Genomic DNA, 14730 nt, shown 5'->3' on the forward strand with positions numbered 1-14730 from the left:
ATTACTCGGCCATCGAAGAAGAACGGGAGGTAGGGATAGGTGGAACCGGGTCATAACCACCGGGATTCCACGGATGACAGCGACCTAAACGACGAAAGGTCAGCCAGCCACCGCGAAGAAGGCCATGATTTTCGATGGCTTCTAACGCGTAGCAGGAACAACTGGGGTAGAAACGACAGTGACTGGCCATCAGGGGACTAATGGCATAGCGATAAAACTGGATCGGAACGAGTGCCAGTTTACGCATCTGGACTGTCTACCCCTACAGTTTCGGTTTTGACTGCTGGTACCGGCGAACTGCGAGCCAGGCGCTTCCAGAGTTTGTCGAAATGCTGAATCAATTCGGGGTTTTCTACATCACCCAAACCTTTGCGCGCGACGATAACGATGTCCCAACCGACCAGCGAATCCTGGTTCAGGCGAAACGATTCGCGCATCAGACGTTTGAGGCGATTGCGCTCGACGGAGAGCTTTACGCTCTTTTTCCCGATAACCAACCCGAGACGGGGGTGATCAAGATCGTTGTTGCGCGCAAGGAGCAGGAGATTTTTCCCCGGAACCTTGCCGGTAGGGGAGTCAAAGACTGCCTTGAAATGCCGGGGAGTAAGCAGACGCTTTTCCCGACTGAAGTCCTGACTCACCTCCAGTGCCGGCTTATCAAACTGCCAGACGCGCACGACCTTTGGCGCGACGACGCGACAGTACGGCACGACCGTTTTTGGTAGCCATGCGAGCACGGAAACCGTGGGTACGAGCGCGTTTGATAGTGCTTGGTTGGAAAGTACGTTTCATTGTCGTGTTACCTGGTTCGTCCACAACGGGCCGGAATGGCCCCCGTTTTAAGAGACCGGGGATTCTAGAGAAAGCAAGCCTTCAGGTCAATTTCCAACCAACGTTTCCTTATAAATAGATCTCCAGACGTTTTGCGCTGTACGAACCGTCGGTAAATATAGAAATAAGAAAGGAAAGTATTTAAAGCTTTTCTGTAAAGCTTATAAAAGCTAGGCCCGCACTTTTCTGTGGATAACTCGATCAGGCCCTTGTTTTACCTGATGTACAGAGAATGACAACTACAGTGGAAAACAGTGTTCAGCCTGTGCTGCGCTGTCGGATAACCTGTGTGTGGAAGGTCGGTTTATCCACAGGCAGGTTATCCACCGAGTTTCGCCCCCACTTGTGCAATGACCTTAAGCCTGGTTATCCACAGAGCTTATGCACAGACCACTGGTCGCCTTTTTTGCGTATAAAACGACGATTCTTCTTGGTCGATGAACCACCTTCGTGTGGATAAGTCGGCGTCTGGTCGCTACAATGGCCGCTTGTTTTTGCCTCACCGGCTTTCAACTTAGGGGATATCCGTGTCAGTGGAACTTTGGCAGCAGTGCGTGGAGCTTTTGCGCGATGAGCTGCCTGCCCAACAATTCAACACTTGGATCCGTCCACTACAGGTCGAAGCCGAAGGCGACGAGTTGCGTGTCTATGCGCCCAATCGTTTTGTTCTGGACTGGGTCAACGAAAAATACCTGGGGCGTGTTCTCGAACTGCTCGATGAGCACGGCAATGGCATGGCGCCTGCGCTTTCCTTGTTAATAGGCAGCAAACGCAGTTCGGCACCCCGTGCTGCGCCAAATGCTCCCCTGGCTGCCGCGGCATCCCAGGCTCAGGCTGCTCAAGCGCCCGCCAGTCCGCCGCCGTCAGCACCAGCCGCCGCTTCGACCAAACGTGCCACGCAAAAAGTGACAGAGGTCACCGAGGAAGAACCTTCCCGTGACAGCTTCGATCCAATGGCCGGCGCCAGTTCGCAACAGGCTCCTGTGCGCGCCGAGCAACGTACCGTGCAGGTCGAAGGTGCGCTCAAGCACACCAGTTACCTGAACCGTACCTTTACCTTCGAGAACTTCGTTGAAGGTAAATCCAACCAGTTGGCGCGCGCCGCCGCCTGGCAGGTGGCGGACAACCCCAAGCACGGTTACAACCCGCTCTTCCTTTATGGTGGCGTTGGCCTGGGTAAAACCCACTTGATGCACGCTGTGGGTAACCATCTATTAAAGAAGAACCCGAATGCCAAGGTGGTGTACCTGCATTCCGAGCGTTTCGTGGCCGACATGGTCAAGGCCCTGCAACTGAACGCAATCAACGAGTTCAAACGCTTCTACCGTTCGGTGGATGCGTTGCTGATCGACGACATTCAGTTCTTCGCCCGCAAAGAGCGTTCCCAGGAAGAGTTTTTCCACACCTTCAACGCCCTGCTCGAAGGTGGCCAGCAGGTCATTCTCACAAGTGACCGCTACCCGAAAGAAATCGAAGGCCTTGAAGAACGCCTCAAATCCCGCTTTGGCTGGGGCCTGACCGTAGCGGTCGAGCCGCCGGAGCTGGAAACCCGGGTGGCGATCCTGATGAAGAAGGCCGATCAGGCCAAAGTCGAGTTGCCTCACGACGCCGCGTTCTTCATTGCCCAGCGCATTCGCTCCAACGTCCGTGAGCTGGAAGGCGCGCTCAAACGCGTGATCGCCCACTCGCACTTCATGGGCCGCGATATCACCATCGAGCTGATTCGCGAATCCCTGAAGGACTTGTTGGCGTTGCAGGATAAACTGGTCTCTGTGGATAACATTCAGCGCACTGTCGCCGAGTACTACAAGATCAAGATCTCCGACTTGCTGTCCAAACGCCGTTCGCGTTCGGTCGCTCGTCCACGGCAGGTCGCCATGGCGTTGTCCAAGGAATTGACCAACCACAGCCTGCCGGAAATCGGCGATGTGTTTGGCGGACGCGACCATACGACGGTTTTGCACGCGTGCCGCAAGATCAACGAACTTAAGGAATCCGACGCGGACATCCGCGAGGACTACAAGAACCTGCTGCGTACTCTGACCACTTGATGAACACCAGCGCAGCTTATTAAGGCAAGGGACTAGACCATGCATTTCACCATTCAACGCGAAGCCCTGTTGAAACCCCTGCAACTGGTCGCAGGCGTCGTCGAACGCCGCCAGACCTTGCCGGTGCTCTCCAACGTGCTGCTGGTTGTCGAAGGCCAGCAATTGTCGCTGACCGGTACCGACCTGGAAGTCGAGCTGGTTGGTCGTGTTCAACTCGAAGAGCCGGCGGATCCGGGTTCCATCACCGTGCCAGCGCGCAAGCTGATGGACATCTGCAAAAGCCTGCCAAACGATGCGCTGATCGACATCAAGGTCGATGAGCAGAAGCTTGTGGTCAAAGCCGGCCGTAGCCGCTTCACCCTGTCTACACTGCCGGCCAACGACTTCCCTACCGTGGAAGAAGGCCCGGGCTCGCTGACCTGCAGCCTGGAGCAAAGCAAGCTGCGTCGTCTGATCGAACGCACCAGCTTCGCCATGGCCCAGCAGGACGTGCGCTACTACCTCAACGGCATGCTGCTTGAAGTGTCCGCTGGCGTGATCCGCGCCGTAGCCACCGATGGTCACCGTCTGGCCATGTGCTCCATGCAGGCCGATATCGGTCAGCCGGATCGTCACCAGGTCATCGTGCCGCGCAAAGGTATCCTCGAACTGGCGCGCCTGCTCACCGAGCCGGACGGCAATGTCAGCATCGTTCTGGGTCAGCATCACATCCGTGCTACCACCGGTGAGTTCACCTTCACCTCGAAACTGGTCGACGGTAAATTCCCGGACTACGAGCGTGTTCTGCCTAAAGGTGGCGACAAGCTGGTTCTGGGTGATCGTCAGGCTCTGCGCGAAGCGTTCAGCCGTACCGCGATTCTGTCCAACGAGAAGTACCGCGGTATCCGTCTGCAACTGGCTAGCGGTCAGTTGAAGATCCAGGCGAACAACCCGGAGCAGGAAGAAGCGGAAGAAGAAGTGGGCGTTGAATACAACGGCGGCTCTCTGGAAATCGGCTTCAACGTGAGCTACCTGCTCGACGTGCTGGGCGTGATGACCACCGAGCAGGTTCGTCTGATCCTGTCCGACTCCAACAGCAGTGCGCTGGTGCAGGAATCGGATAACGACGACTCGGCCTACGTTGTCATGCCGATGCGTCTGTAATCATGTTCAGCAGAAGCTAGATGTCCTTAAGTCGTGTCTCGGTCACCGCGGTGCGCAATCTGCACCCGGTGACCTTCTCCCCTTCCCCCCGCATCAATATTCTTTACGGCGCCAACGGCAGCGGCAAAACCAGTGTTCTGGAAGCCATCCATCTGCTGGGGCTTGCCCGTTCGTTTCGCAGCACCCGCCTGTTGCCGGTCATTCAATACGAACAACTGGCGTGCACGGTCTTTGGCCAGGTTGAGCTGGCGGAGGGTGGGCATAGCGCCTTGGGCATTTCCCGTGATCGCCAAGGCGAATTTCAGATCCGTATCGATGGACAGAACGCGCGCAGCGCCGCGCAACTGGCCGAGATCCTGCCGCTGCAGCTGATCAATCCGGACAGCTTTCGATTGCTGGAAGGTGCGCCGAAGATTCGCCGACAGTTTCTCGACTGGGGTGTGTTCCACGTGGAACCGCGCTTCATGTCAACCTGGCAGCGCTTGCAGAAGGCCCTGCGCCAGAGAAACTCTTGGCTGCGGCATGGTACACTTGACGCCGTTTCGCAAGCGGTTTGGGACAGGGAACTGTGCCAGGCCAGCGCTGAAATTGATGAATACCGCCGCGCTTATATCAAAGCCTTGAAACCAGTCTTTGAACAAACCTTGAGCGATCTGGTTGAGCTTGAAGGCTTGACGCTCAGCTATTACCGCGGCTGGGACAAGGACCGTGAACTGAGTGCTGTGCTCGCCGGGTCTTTGCAGCGGGACCAGCAAATGGGGCATACCCAGGCCGGACCACAACGTGCTGATTTGCGTCTCAGACTGGGCGCGCACAACGCTGCGGACATCTTGTCCCGTGGCCAGCAGAAGTTGGTGGTTTGCGCATTGCGGATTGCCCAAGGGCACTTGGTCAGCCAGGCTCGACGCGGTCAGTGTATTTATCTGGTGGATGACTTGCCGTCCGAGCTGGACGAGCACCACCGTCGCGCCCTTTGCCGCTTGTTGGAAGACTTACGCTGCCAGGTATTTATCACCTGTGTAGATCACGAATTATTGAGGGAAGGCTGGCAGACGGAAACGCCAGTCGCTCTGTTCCACGTGGAACAGGGCCGTATCACCCAGACCCACGACCATCGGGAGTGAAGGCATTGAGCGAAGAAAATACGTACGACTCAACGAGCATTAAAGTGCTGAAAGGCCTGGATGCCGTACGCAAACGTCCCGGTATGTATATTGGTGATACCGACGATGGCAGCGGCCTGCACCACATGGTGTTCGAGGTGGTCGACAACTCGATCGACGAAGCGCTCGCCGGCTACTGCGACGACATCAGCATCATCATCCACCCGGATGAGTCCATCACCGTTCGCGACAACGGCCGTGGCATCCCGGTAGACGTGCATAAAGAAGAAGGCGTTTCGGCAGCCGAGGTCATCATGACCGTGCTGCACGCCGGCGGTAAATTCGACGACAACTCCTACAAGGTTTCCGGTGGTCTGCACGGTGTGGGTGTGTCGGTAGTCAACGCCCTGTCGGAAGAGCTGGTCCTGACCGTTCGCCGTAGCGGCAAGATCTGGGAACAGACTTACGTCCACGGTGTTCCGCAAGAGCCGATGAAAATCGTCGGCGACTCCGAAACCACCGGTACCCAAATTCACTTCAAGGCTTCCAGCGAAACCTTCAAGAACATCCACTTCAGCTGGGACATCCTGGCCAAGCGGATTCGCGAACTGTCCTTCCTCAACTCCGGTGTCGGCATCGTCCTCAAGGACGAGCGCAGCGGCAAGGAAGAACTGTTCAAGTACGAAGGCGGCCTGCGTGCGTTCGTTGAATACCTGAACACCAACAAGACTCCGGTCAACCAGGTGTTCCACTTCAACATCCAGCGTGAAGACGGCATCGGCGTGGAAATCGCCCTGCAGTGGAACGACAGCTTCAACGAGAACCTGTTGTGCTTCACCAACAACATTCCACAGCGCGACGGCGGTACTCACCTGGTGGGTTTCCGTTCCGCACTGACGCGTAACCTCAACACCTACATCGAAGCAGAAGGTCTGGCGAAGAAGCACAAGGTCGCCACCACCGGTGACGATGCTCGTGAAGGCCTGACCGCGATCATTTCGGTGAAGGTGCCGGATCCGAAGTTCAGCTCCCAGACCAAGGACAAGCTGGTTTCTTCCGAAGTGAAGACCGCGGTCGAACAGGAAATGGGCAAGTACTTCTCCGACTTCCTGCTTGAAAACCCGAACGAAGCCAAACTGGTCGTCGGCAAGATGATCGACGCGGCCCGTGCCCGTGAAGCGGCGCGTAAAGCCCGCGAGATGACTCGCCGCAAAGGCGCGCTGGACATCGCCGGCCTGCCGGGCAAACTGGCCGACTGCCAGGAGAAGGACCCTGCCCTGTCCGAACTGTACCTCGTGGAAGGTGACTCCGCGGGCGGCTCTGCCAAGCAGGGACGTAACCGCAAGACCCAGGCGATTCTGCCCCTCAAGGGTAAAATCCTGAACGTCGAGAAGGCGCGCTTCGACAAGATGATCTCTTCCCAGGAAGTGGGCACCTTGATCACTGCGCTGGGCTGCGGCATTGGTCGCGAAGAGTACAACATCGACAAGCTGCGCTATCACAACATCATCATCATGACCGATGCTGACGTCGACGGTTCGCACATCCGTACCCTGCTGCTGACCTTCTTCTTCCGTCAGTTGCCGGAGCTGATCGAGCGCGGCTACATCTACATCGCTCAGCCGCCACTGTACAAAGTGAAGAAAGGCAAGCAAGAGCAATACATCAAAGACGACGACGCCATGGAAGAGTACATGACGCAGTCGGCCCTGGAAGATGCGAGCCTGCACCTGAACGAGGAAGCACCGGGTATCTCCGGCGAAGCCCTTGAGCGTCTGGTGAATGACTTCCGTCTGGTGATGAAGACCCTCAAGCGCCTGTCGCGCCTGTACCCGCAGGAACTGACCGAGCACTTCATCTACCTGCCGGCGGTCAGCATGGATCAACTGTCCGATCACGCAGCGATGCAGGATTGGCTAGCCCAGTACGAAGTGCGCCTGCGCACCGTCGAGAAGTCGGGTCTGGTCTACAAGGCCAGCCTGCGTGAAGACCGTGAGCGAAACGTCTGGCTGCCAGAGGTCGAACTGATCTCCCACGGCTTGTCGAACTACGTCACCTTCAACCGCGACTTCTTCGGCAGCAACGATTACAAGACCGTGGTTTCCCTGGGCGCTCAACTGAGCACCTTGCTGGACGACGGCGCGTACATCCAGCGTGGCGAACGCCGTAAATCGGTCACCGAGTTCAAGGAAGCCCTTGAGTGGTTGATGGCCGAAAGCACCAAGCGCCACACCATCCAGCGATATAAAGGTCTGGGCGAGATGAACCCGGATCAGCTGTGGGAAACCACTATGGACCCGGGCTCGCGCCGCATGCTCAAAGTGACCATCGAAGACGCCATTGGCGCGGACCAGATCTTCAACACCCTGATGGGTGATGCGGTCGAACCTCGCCGTGACTTCATCGAAAGCAACGCCCTGGCGGTATCCAATCTGGACTTCTGATCCCGGTCGACGGCAACGAAAAGGCCAACGCATTGCGTTGGCCTTTTTTATTGCCTGCGTTTTACTCGCTCGCCGGTGCCACACTCTCCAACCGATACCCATACCCATAAATCGTCAGCAACTGCCAACCACGATCTGCCGTCAGCCCAAGCTTGTTGCGCAGGCGATAGATGTGGGTGTCCAGCGGCCGGGACGACGACATTTCTTCATGGGGCCAGAATCGTTCGTACAGGTAATCCCGCGACAGCGGTCGACCGAGGTTGCTGAACAGGCAATGCGCCAGGCGGTATTCGCGTTCGGTCATGACGATCGGTTTGCCGTCGCGGGTGACGGTCAGTTCGGCGTCGTCGAACACCAGGTCATTGAAGCTCAACCCGTCGGCAGCCGCGCGCTGCTGGCCGTGTCGACGCAGGACCGCACCAACACGGGCTTTCAGTTCATTGGGGCGGAACGGTTTGCTGACGTAGTCATCGGCGCCGGCATTCAGGGCCTGAACGATATCGCTTTCGCCATCGCGACTGGTGAGCATGATGGCCGCAGGCGGCGCTTCCATGTGTTCGCGGGTCCATAGCAGCAGTGACAAACCCGTGAGGTCGGGCAGTTGCCAGTCGAGGATCAGCAGGTCGAAGGTTTCCCGACGCAGTTGGCGCAACAGGTCTTCGGCCCGTTCGAAGCTGTGCAGCGACCACGGCTGTTCCCCGGCTTCGGCCATCTGTTGCAGGGTTTGTTCAACCCGGCGCAGTTCTGCGGGCTCATCGTCCAGAATCGCAACGCGCATACACGGTGATTCCTTGTCGCTTGGGCAGCTCTTTATCGACGATAGCGGCTCAATCGACACAGTGAAAGTATGCGGTCCGCCATTGGTCGACCTCCGCTATGCTTTTTGGGGTCTATGTCCTCTAACCGGCAATCCATGAACCCCTTTATCCCGCCCTGCCCTATTACCCATGGATAACCTACGCCCCCCTGAAAGTCGTGAGCCGAGCCAGGTTGAGCGGTTGTTTCGGCAATTGGTGCGCGAATGGTTGTGGATAAGCCTGGTACTGCTGCCACTGACTGCGCTGTTGTCCTATCGCGCTCAGGTCAACCTGCATGACGCCTCGCCAGGCTTGAGCGCGTTGCTGTCGATTGGCTTGCTGACGTGCGTTCTCGGGTTGCTGCTGTGGCGCCCGCGATTGGCGCTCTGGCTGACGTTGATTGGCATCGCTTGTACGTTGCTGACCAGCACCGGCCTCGCGGAGCTGCAGAGATGGTGGTCGCCGACACCGGCGGCGTTGGGCATGCTGTTCGGTTATCTGATCTGGAACTGGCGTCGCCTTAGTGTGGTGCTGACCTACTTCGGTTGGGAGCTCGCGCGACTGGACAGTGAGCCGAAGGTTTTTCCGGAGCGCCGTCGGGCTCTGTTTCCCGGTGGCGATCACCTGCAAAAGCAGATCATCGCCCTCGAACAAGCCATGAGCCGGGCTCGCGATACACATCGGTTCATCTCCGACGGCCTGGAGTACCTGCCGGTGGCCACGATGATCAGCGATCCCCGCGGAAAGATTTTGCTGGGCAACCGTAAGGCCCGGGACCTGTTTGGTGGAGAGTTGGTCGGCGATGATGTGCTGGAGCGCCTGGTAGAGCTTGGCTACCCGAATTTGACCCGCGAGCCGTGTTCGCCTTTGTCGACGCTGCCACTGATGGAGTTTCGCGACCTCAAGGAACGCAGCCTGCGACTGGAGCGCGCCGAGTTGTTACCGGTAGACGGGGAAACCCACGTCGGCTGGTTGTGGAGCCTGACTGACCTGAGTGTCGAACGTGATGCGCAAGAGCAGCGTGCCGTTCTGTTGCGTTTTCTGTCCCATGACCTGCGGGCGCCCCACTCGGCCATTCTCGCGCTACTCGATGTGCATCGCCATCAGGTGGGCGGTGATCTGCAACTCCTCGATCAAATCGAACGGCAGGTGCGCCGGGCACTGGAGCTGACCGATGGCTTCGCTCAACTGGCGAGGGCAGAGTCCGAGGCTTATCAGTTTCAGCCGAGTCTGTTTGCGATGCTGGTGCTGGATGTGTTCGATCAGGCGCTGCCCATCGCGCAGTTGAAACAGATCGAACTGGTTCATCAAATGGAAGAAGAGGCACAGGAAAGTCTGGTTCTGGCGGATCAGGCGCTGCTGACCCGGGCGTTGTTCAATCTGCTGGAAAATGCCATCAAGTACAGTGTTTCAGGTACTCGTATCCGTTTGCGCGTCAGTCAATGCGACGGCTGGCTGATCTGTGAGCTCATCGATCAGGGCAAAGGCATCGCCGCTGAGGAGTTACCCGAATTGTTCAGCCAATACCGGCGCTTTTCTTCCGCTCAGGGTATCGATGGCGTGGGGTTGGGATTGTCGATGGTCAAAGCCGTAGTGGATCGACATGGCGGGCGAATCGAGTGTCAGAGCAAGGTGGGTCGGGGCACGACATTCAGGCTGCAATTTCCACTGTTTACAGAATGAAAGCGAGCGATCCAGGTGGCCCTGTCATGTCGACAGTCAGCGATTGCTCCGGGCATAAAAAAACCGGCTATATCAGCCGGTTTTTTTACGTCCGAAAAAAACTTATGCACGTTTTTATGGTTTTTATCATTCGAAGAAATATGTAAAAAAATCATAAGGTTACGTACAAAAAACAACAGTTTTCAATGAAACGGTACACAGGTTATCCACAGAATCTCAGACAGCCAGCTGATCGTTTGAAACCGGCGCTTGCGGAGCCGGTGGCAGCGAGCCCATTTCCCGTTGCATTTGCTCATTCCACGCCTGGACCCGGTCGTTCAATTCAGCAATGGCTCGCGGCCCGGAGCCTTCTGCATACATCGGTGCGCCGATGATCACAGTGATGACGCCCTGCTTCTTCGCCCAACCGGTTTTCGGCCAGAACTTGCCAGCGTTGTGTGCAATCGGCAGCACCGGCAACTCGGCGTTGACCGCCAATGCGCTGCCGCCACGCGAGAACTTCCCGATGGTGCCAAAAGGAACGCGCGTGCCTTCGGGGAAGATCAGCACCCAGACATTGTCCTTGAGCAGTTCATCGCCCTTCTTCGCTACATGCTTGAGTGCTGCTTTCGGGTTGTCGCGATCGATGGCGATCGGTCGCAGCATGGCCATGGCCCAACCGAAGAACGGCACATAGAGCAATTCACGTTTGAGCACCTGGCTCAGTGGCGAGAAGTAGGCAGAGAGAAAGAACGTCTCCCACGTGCTCTGGTGGTTCGACTGAATGACGCAAGGCTGTTCAGGTACGTTCTCGGCACCCTTCACTTCGTAGCGGATACCCAGAAACACTTTGCTCAGCCACAAGGCGCAGCGGCACCAGTACACGTTGATAAAGCGGTAACGTGCCTTGAAGGGCAGAAACGGCGCGATAAAAAAGCTCAGGCTGCACCACAGCAAGGAGCTGGTGCCCAGCAGCAGGTAAAAGAGGAAGGTTCTGATGGCCTGCAGTATCGACATGGTGACGGTTACCGTGCGGGCTATGCCCGTCTATATAAAGCGCACTCCCGATAACTCCCTGGTCAGGAGTCTCGAAAACGCTCTAATTGTGGATAAGTTCTGCGGCAATCGCCGCCAGATCGTCAAAAATCAAGGTGCCTGCCGGTAAGGTCTTGCCCAAGGTTTTTTCGCCTTTTCCGGTCTTAACCAAAACTGGCTGTGAATCGACGGCTTTAGCGGCTTCCAGGTCACCAAGGCTATCGCCGACGAACCATAGATTAGTCAGCGATACGTTGTAATGTGCGGCGATGCTTTTCAACATCCCGGGTTTCGGCTTGCGGCAATCGCAGCCTTCGTCCGGCCCGTGCGGGCAGTAGACGATCAGGCCGACTTCACCACCCTGCTCCGCCACCAGCGCGCGCAAGCGCTCGTGCATGGCGTCCAGGGTGGCGAGGTCGTAGTAGCCGCGAGCGATGCCCGACTGGTTGGTAGCGACCGCCACCGTCCAGCCGGCCTTGCTCAACTGCGCGATGGCTTCGATCGAACCGGGGAGCGGAATCCACTCCTCCACCGACTTGATGTAAGCGTCGGAGTCGTAATTGATCACTCCGTCCCGATCGAGAATCAGCAGTTTCAACAGCAGTCCCTCAACCCAGCAGCGAAATGTCGGCGACGCCGAGGAACAGCCCACGCAGACGCGCCAGCAATGCATAACGGTTGGCGCGGACCTTTGCGTCCTCCGCGTTGACCATAACGGCTTCGAAGAACGCATCCACCGGCTCGCGCAGGGCGGCCAGGCGTGCCAGGGATTCGCTGTACTGACGCGAGGCGGCCATTGGCTGCACAGCCTGGTCAGCCTGCTGGATCGCCGAGTACAGGGAGAACTCGTTGGCATTGTCGAAGTACTTGGCTTCCACGACGGTAGGCACCGAACCTTCGAGTTTGCTCAGCAGGTTCGATACACGCTTGTTCACCGCGGCCAGGGCAGCGGCTTCCGGCAATTTGCGGAAAGCTTCTACCGCTTGTACGCGCTGGTCGAAGTCCAGGGCCGAGCCTGGTTTCAGGGCACGTACCGACAGGTAGGTCGCGACATCCACGCCTTCGTCTTCGTAACGGGCACGCAGTCGGTCGAAGATGAACTCCAGCACCGAGTCATTGAGGCCGGCCGTCTTGACCTTGGCACCGAACGCGTCCACGGCGAAGGCCACGGCGTCGGTCAGGTCCAGGTCCAGTTGCTTCTCGATCAGGATGCGCAACACACCCAGCGCTGCACGGCGCAGGGCGTACGGGTCTTTGCTGCCGGTCGGCAGCATGCCGATGCCGAAGATACCCACGAGGGTGTCCAGTTTGTCGGCAATGGCCACGGCCGCACCGGTCAGGGTGGACGGCAGTTCAGCGCCGGCACCGCGCGGCATGTACTGCTCGTTCAGGGCCAGGGCGACATCTTCCGGCTCGCCGTCATTGAGGGCGTAGTAGTAACCGGCGACGCCTTGCATTTCCGGGAACTCGCCGACCATCTCGGTCGCCAGGTCGCACTTCGACAGCAGGCCCGCACGAGCAGCCCACGCAGCGTTGCCGCCGATGCGCTGAGCGATGAACGCAGCCAGTCTGGATACGCGTTCGGCCTTGTCGTAGACGCTGCCGAGTTTTTCCTGGAACACCACGTTTTGCAGGCGCAGGTTGAAGTCTTCGAGTTTCTGCTTCTTGTCTTGCTTGAAGAAGAACTCGGCGTCGGTCAGGCGTGGGCGAACCACTTTCTCGTTACCGGCGATGATCTGCTGCGGGTCTTTGCTTTCGATGTTGGCCACGGTAATGAAACGTGGCAGCAACTTGCCGTCGGCATCCAGCAGGCAGAAGTACTTCTGGTTGTCCTGCATGGTGGTGATCAGGGCTTCCTGCGGCACATCGAGGAAGCGTTCCTCGAACGAGCACACCAGCGGCACTGGCCATTCGACCAGCGCTGTCACTTCGTCGAGCAGCGTTGGCGGAACGATAGCCGTGCCTTCCTGGCGGGTGGCCAGTTCTTCGGTGCGCTTGCTGATGATCTCGCGACGCTCGTTGGCATCGGCCAGCACGTAGGCAGCACGCAGGTCGGCCAGGTAGCTGGACGGCGAACCGATGCGCACGTTTTCCGGGTGATGGAAGCGGTGACCACGGGAATCGCGGCCGGACTGCTGGGCGAGGATGGTGCAGTCGATGACTTGGTCACCGAGCAGCATCACCAGCCATTGGGTCGGACGAACGAACTCTTCCTTGCGCGCGCCCCAACGCATGCGTTTCGGGATCGGCAGGTCGTTCAGGGAATCTTCGACGATGGTCGGCAGCAGGCTCGCGGTCGGCTTGCCGGCGATGCGCTGGCTATAACGCAGTTTCGGGCCGCTCTGATCGATTTCGCTTAGCTCGACGCCGCACTTCTTGGCAAAACCCAGTGCCGCTTGGGTCGGGTTGCCTTCGGCATCAAATGCCGCCTGACGTGGCGGACCGTCGAGGTTGATGCTGCGATCCGGCTGCTGGGTGGCTAGTGCGGTGATCAGCACGGCCAGGCGGCGCGGCGCGGCATAAACGCTTTTAGTCTCGTAGTTCAGGCCGGCGGCTTGCAGGCCCTTGTCGATACCGGCGAGGAACGCCTCGGCCAGGGTGTTCAGGGCTTTGGGTGGCAGTTCTTCAGTGCCCAGTTCAACCAGAAAATCCAGAGCACTCATTGTGCAGCCTCCAGCTTGGCCAGTACTTCATCACGCAGGTCCGGGGTCGCCATCGGGAAGCCCAGCTTGGCGCGAGCCAGCAGGTAGGCTTGCGCAACGGAACGCGCCAGGGTGCGTACACGCAGGATGTATTGCTGACGCGCAGTCACCGAGATTGCCCGGCGCGCATCCAGCAGGTTGAAGGTATGGGAGGCCTTCAACACCATTTCGTAGCTCGGCAACGGCAGCGGCTGGTCGAGTTCGATCAGGCGCTTGGCTTCGCTTTCGTAGAAATCGAACAGTTCGAACAGTTTCTCGACGTTGGCGTGTTCGAAGTTGTAGGTCGATTGCTCCACTTCGTTCTGATGGAACACGTCGCCGTAGGTCACCTTGCCGAACGGACCGTCAGCCCAGACCAGGTCGTAGACCGAGTCCACGCCTTGCAGGTACATGGCCAGACGCTCGAGACCGTAAGTGATTTCACCGGTTACCGGGTAGCACTCGATGCCGCCCGCTTGCTGGAAGTAGGTGAACTGGGTCACTTCCATGCCGTTGAGCCAGACTTCCCAGCCCAGACCCCAGGCGCCGAGGGTCGGCGATTCCCAGTTGTCTTCGACGAAGCGGATGTCGTGGACCAGCGGGTCCAGACCAACGTGCTTGAGCGAGCCCAGGTACAGCTCCTGGAAGTTGTCCGGGTTCGGCTTCAGGACGACCTGGAACTGGTAGTAATGCTGCAGACGGTTCGGGTTTTCGCCGTAGCGGCCGTCAGTCGGACGACGGCTTGGCTGCACGTAGGCGGCGTTCCAGGTTTCCGGGCCGATGGCGCGCAGGAATGTTGCAGTGTGGAAAGTGCCGGCGCCTACTTCCATATCGTAGGGCTGAAGTACCACACAACCTTGCTCGGCCCAGTATTGCTGGAGGGCGAGGATCAAGTCTTGGAAGGTACGCACGGCTGGCGTAGGCTGGCTCACGAAATTCACCTGTTTCTTGGGCTGCGATTTAAAGAGCGGGAGTATACCCGA

At 58.2% G+C, this 14730-nt stretch carries 13 protein-coding genes; 5 read left to right on the plus strand and 8 right to left on the minus strand.

Going from position 1 to position 14730, the window contains the following annotated elements; translation table 11 throughout:
• Window position 1 precedes the first annotated feature (1 nt).
• Genes yidD through rpmH form a run of 3 tightly spaced genes read right to left on the minus strand, consistent with a single transcriptional unit; the run spans window position 2 to window position 792 of the window.
• Window positions 2-247 (minus strand): membrane protein insertion efficiency factor YidD, encoded by a 246-nt coding sequence (gene yidD / locus ACEN8Z_RS02755; RefSeq protein ID WP_010207715.1) that lies wholly within the window; start codon window positions 245-247, stop codon window positions 2-4.
• On the minus strand, window positions 240-641 hold the full coding sequence (gene rnpA, locus ACEN8Z_RS02760; RefSeq protein ID WP_277538067.1) for a ribonuclease P protein component: 402 nt from the start codon (window positions 639-641) through the stop codon (window positions 240-242). Before rnpA ends, yidD begins: the two co-directional genes overlap by 8 nt.
• A 16-nt stretch (window positions 642-657) precedes the next feature.
• Window positions 658-792, minus strand: coding sequence for a 50S ribosomal protein L34 (rpmH, locus tag ACEN8Z_RS02765; RefSeq protein ID WP_003213577.1), 135 nt, complete (start codon window positions 790-792; stop codon window positions 658-660).
• A gap of 566 nt (window positions 793-1358) precedes the next feature.
• Between rpmH and dnaA the strand changes: the two genes are divergently transcribed.
• The 4 genes from dnaA to gyrB are packed head-to-tail and all read left to right on the plus strand — an operon-like array spanning window position 1359 to window position 7572.
• Window positions 1359-2882, plus strand: coding sequence for a chromosomal replication initiator protein DnaA (dnaA, locus tag ACEN8Z_RS02770; RefSeq protein ID WP_008002312.1), 1524 nt, complete (start codon window positions 1359-1361; stop codon window positions 2880-2882).
• Between the two features lie 39 nt (window positions 2883-2921).
• On the plus strand, window positions 2922-4025 hold the full coding sequence (dnaN, locus tag ACEN8Z_RS02775; protein WP_007969885.1) for a DNA polymerase III subunit beta: 1104 nt from the start codon (window positions 2922-2924) through the stop codon (window positions 4023-4025).
• A 20-nt stretch (window positions 4026-4045) separates the two neighbouring features.
• A complete protein-coding gene (gene recF / locus ACEN8Z_RS02780) occupies window positions 4046-5149 on the plus strand; it encodes a DNA replication/repair protein RecF (protein WP_007985068.1) in 1104 nt (367 codons plus the stop codon).
• 5 nt (window positions 5150-5154) lie between these two features.
• Entirely contained in the window at window positions 5155-7572 is a 2418-nt protein-coding gene (gene gyrB / locus ACEN8Z_RS02785; protein ID WP_007985070.1) for a DNA topoisomerase (ATP-hydrolyzing) subunit B, read from the plus strand.
• A 61-nt stretch (window positions 7573-7633) separates the two neighbouring features.
• Here gyrB and ACEN8Z_RS02790 read toward each other — a convergent pair whose 3' ends face one another.
• A complete protein-coding gene (locus tag ACEN8Z_RS02790; RefSeq protein ID WP_495596701.1) occupies window positions 7634-8350 on the minus strand; it encodes a response regulator transcription factor in 717 nt (238 codons plus the stop codon).
• Window positions 8351-8519: 169 nt separating this feature from the next.
• On the opposite strand from ACEN8Z_RS02790, the gene ACEN8Z_RS02795 reads away from it, so the two are divergent.
• Window positions 8520-10052: a sensor histidine kinase gene (locus ACEN8Z_RS02795; RefSeq protein WP_495596702.1), complete on the plus strand. Its 1533-nt coding sequence runs from the start codon at window positions 8520-8522 to the stop codon at window positions 10050-10052.
• 216 nt (window positions 10053-10268) lie between these two features.
• Here ACEN8Z_RS02795 and ACEN8Z_RS02800 read toward each other — a convergent pair whose 3' ends face one another.
• From ACEN8Z_RS02800 to glyQ, 4 genes are all read right to left on the minus strand, one after another.
• A complete protein-coding gene (locus tag ACEN8Z_RS02800) occupies window positions 10269-11048 on the minus strand; it encodes a lysophospholipid acyltransferase family protein (RefSeq protein WP_008002306.1) in 780 nt (259 codons plus the stop codon).
• A gap of 82 nt (window positions 11049-11130) precedes the next feature.
• On the minus strand, window positions 11131-11670 hold the full coding sequence (gene gmhB / locus ACEN8Z_RS02805) for a D-glycero-beta-D-manno-heptose 1,7-bisphosphate 7-phosphatase (RefSeq protein WP_177323285.1): 540 nt from the start codon (window positions 11668-11670) through the stop codon (window positions 11131-11133).
• A 4-nt stretch (window positions 11671-11674) separates the two neighbouring features.
• On the minus strand, window positions 11675-13729 hold the full coding sequence (gene glyS, locus ACEN8Z_RS02810; RefSeq protein ID WP_495596703.1) for a glycine--tRNA ligase subunit beta: 2055 nt from the start codon (window positions 13727-13729) through the stop codon (window positions 11675-11677).
• Window positions 13726-14679 carry a glycine--tRNA ligase subunit alpha gene (glyQ, locus tag ACEN8Z_RS02815; protein ID WP_003213601.1) on the minus strand — a complete coding sequence of 318 codons (954 nt, stop codon included), beginning with the start codon at window positions 14677-14679 and terminating at the stop codon, window positions 13726-13728. The genes glyS and glyQ overlap by 4 nt, the downstream gene beginning before the upstream one ends.
• Window positions 14680-14730: the final 51 nt, after the last annotated feature.

Source organism: Pseudomonas sp. Pseusp10 (genome assembly GCF_059492225.1).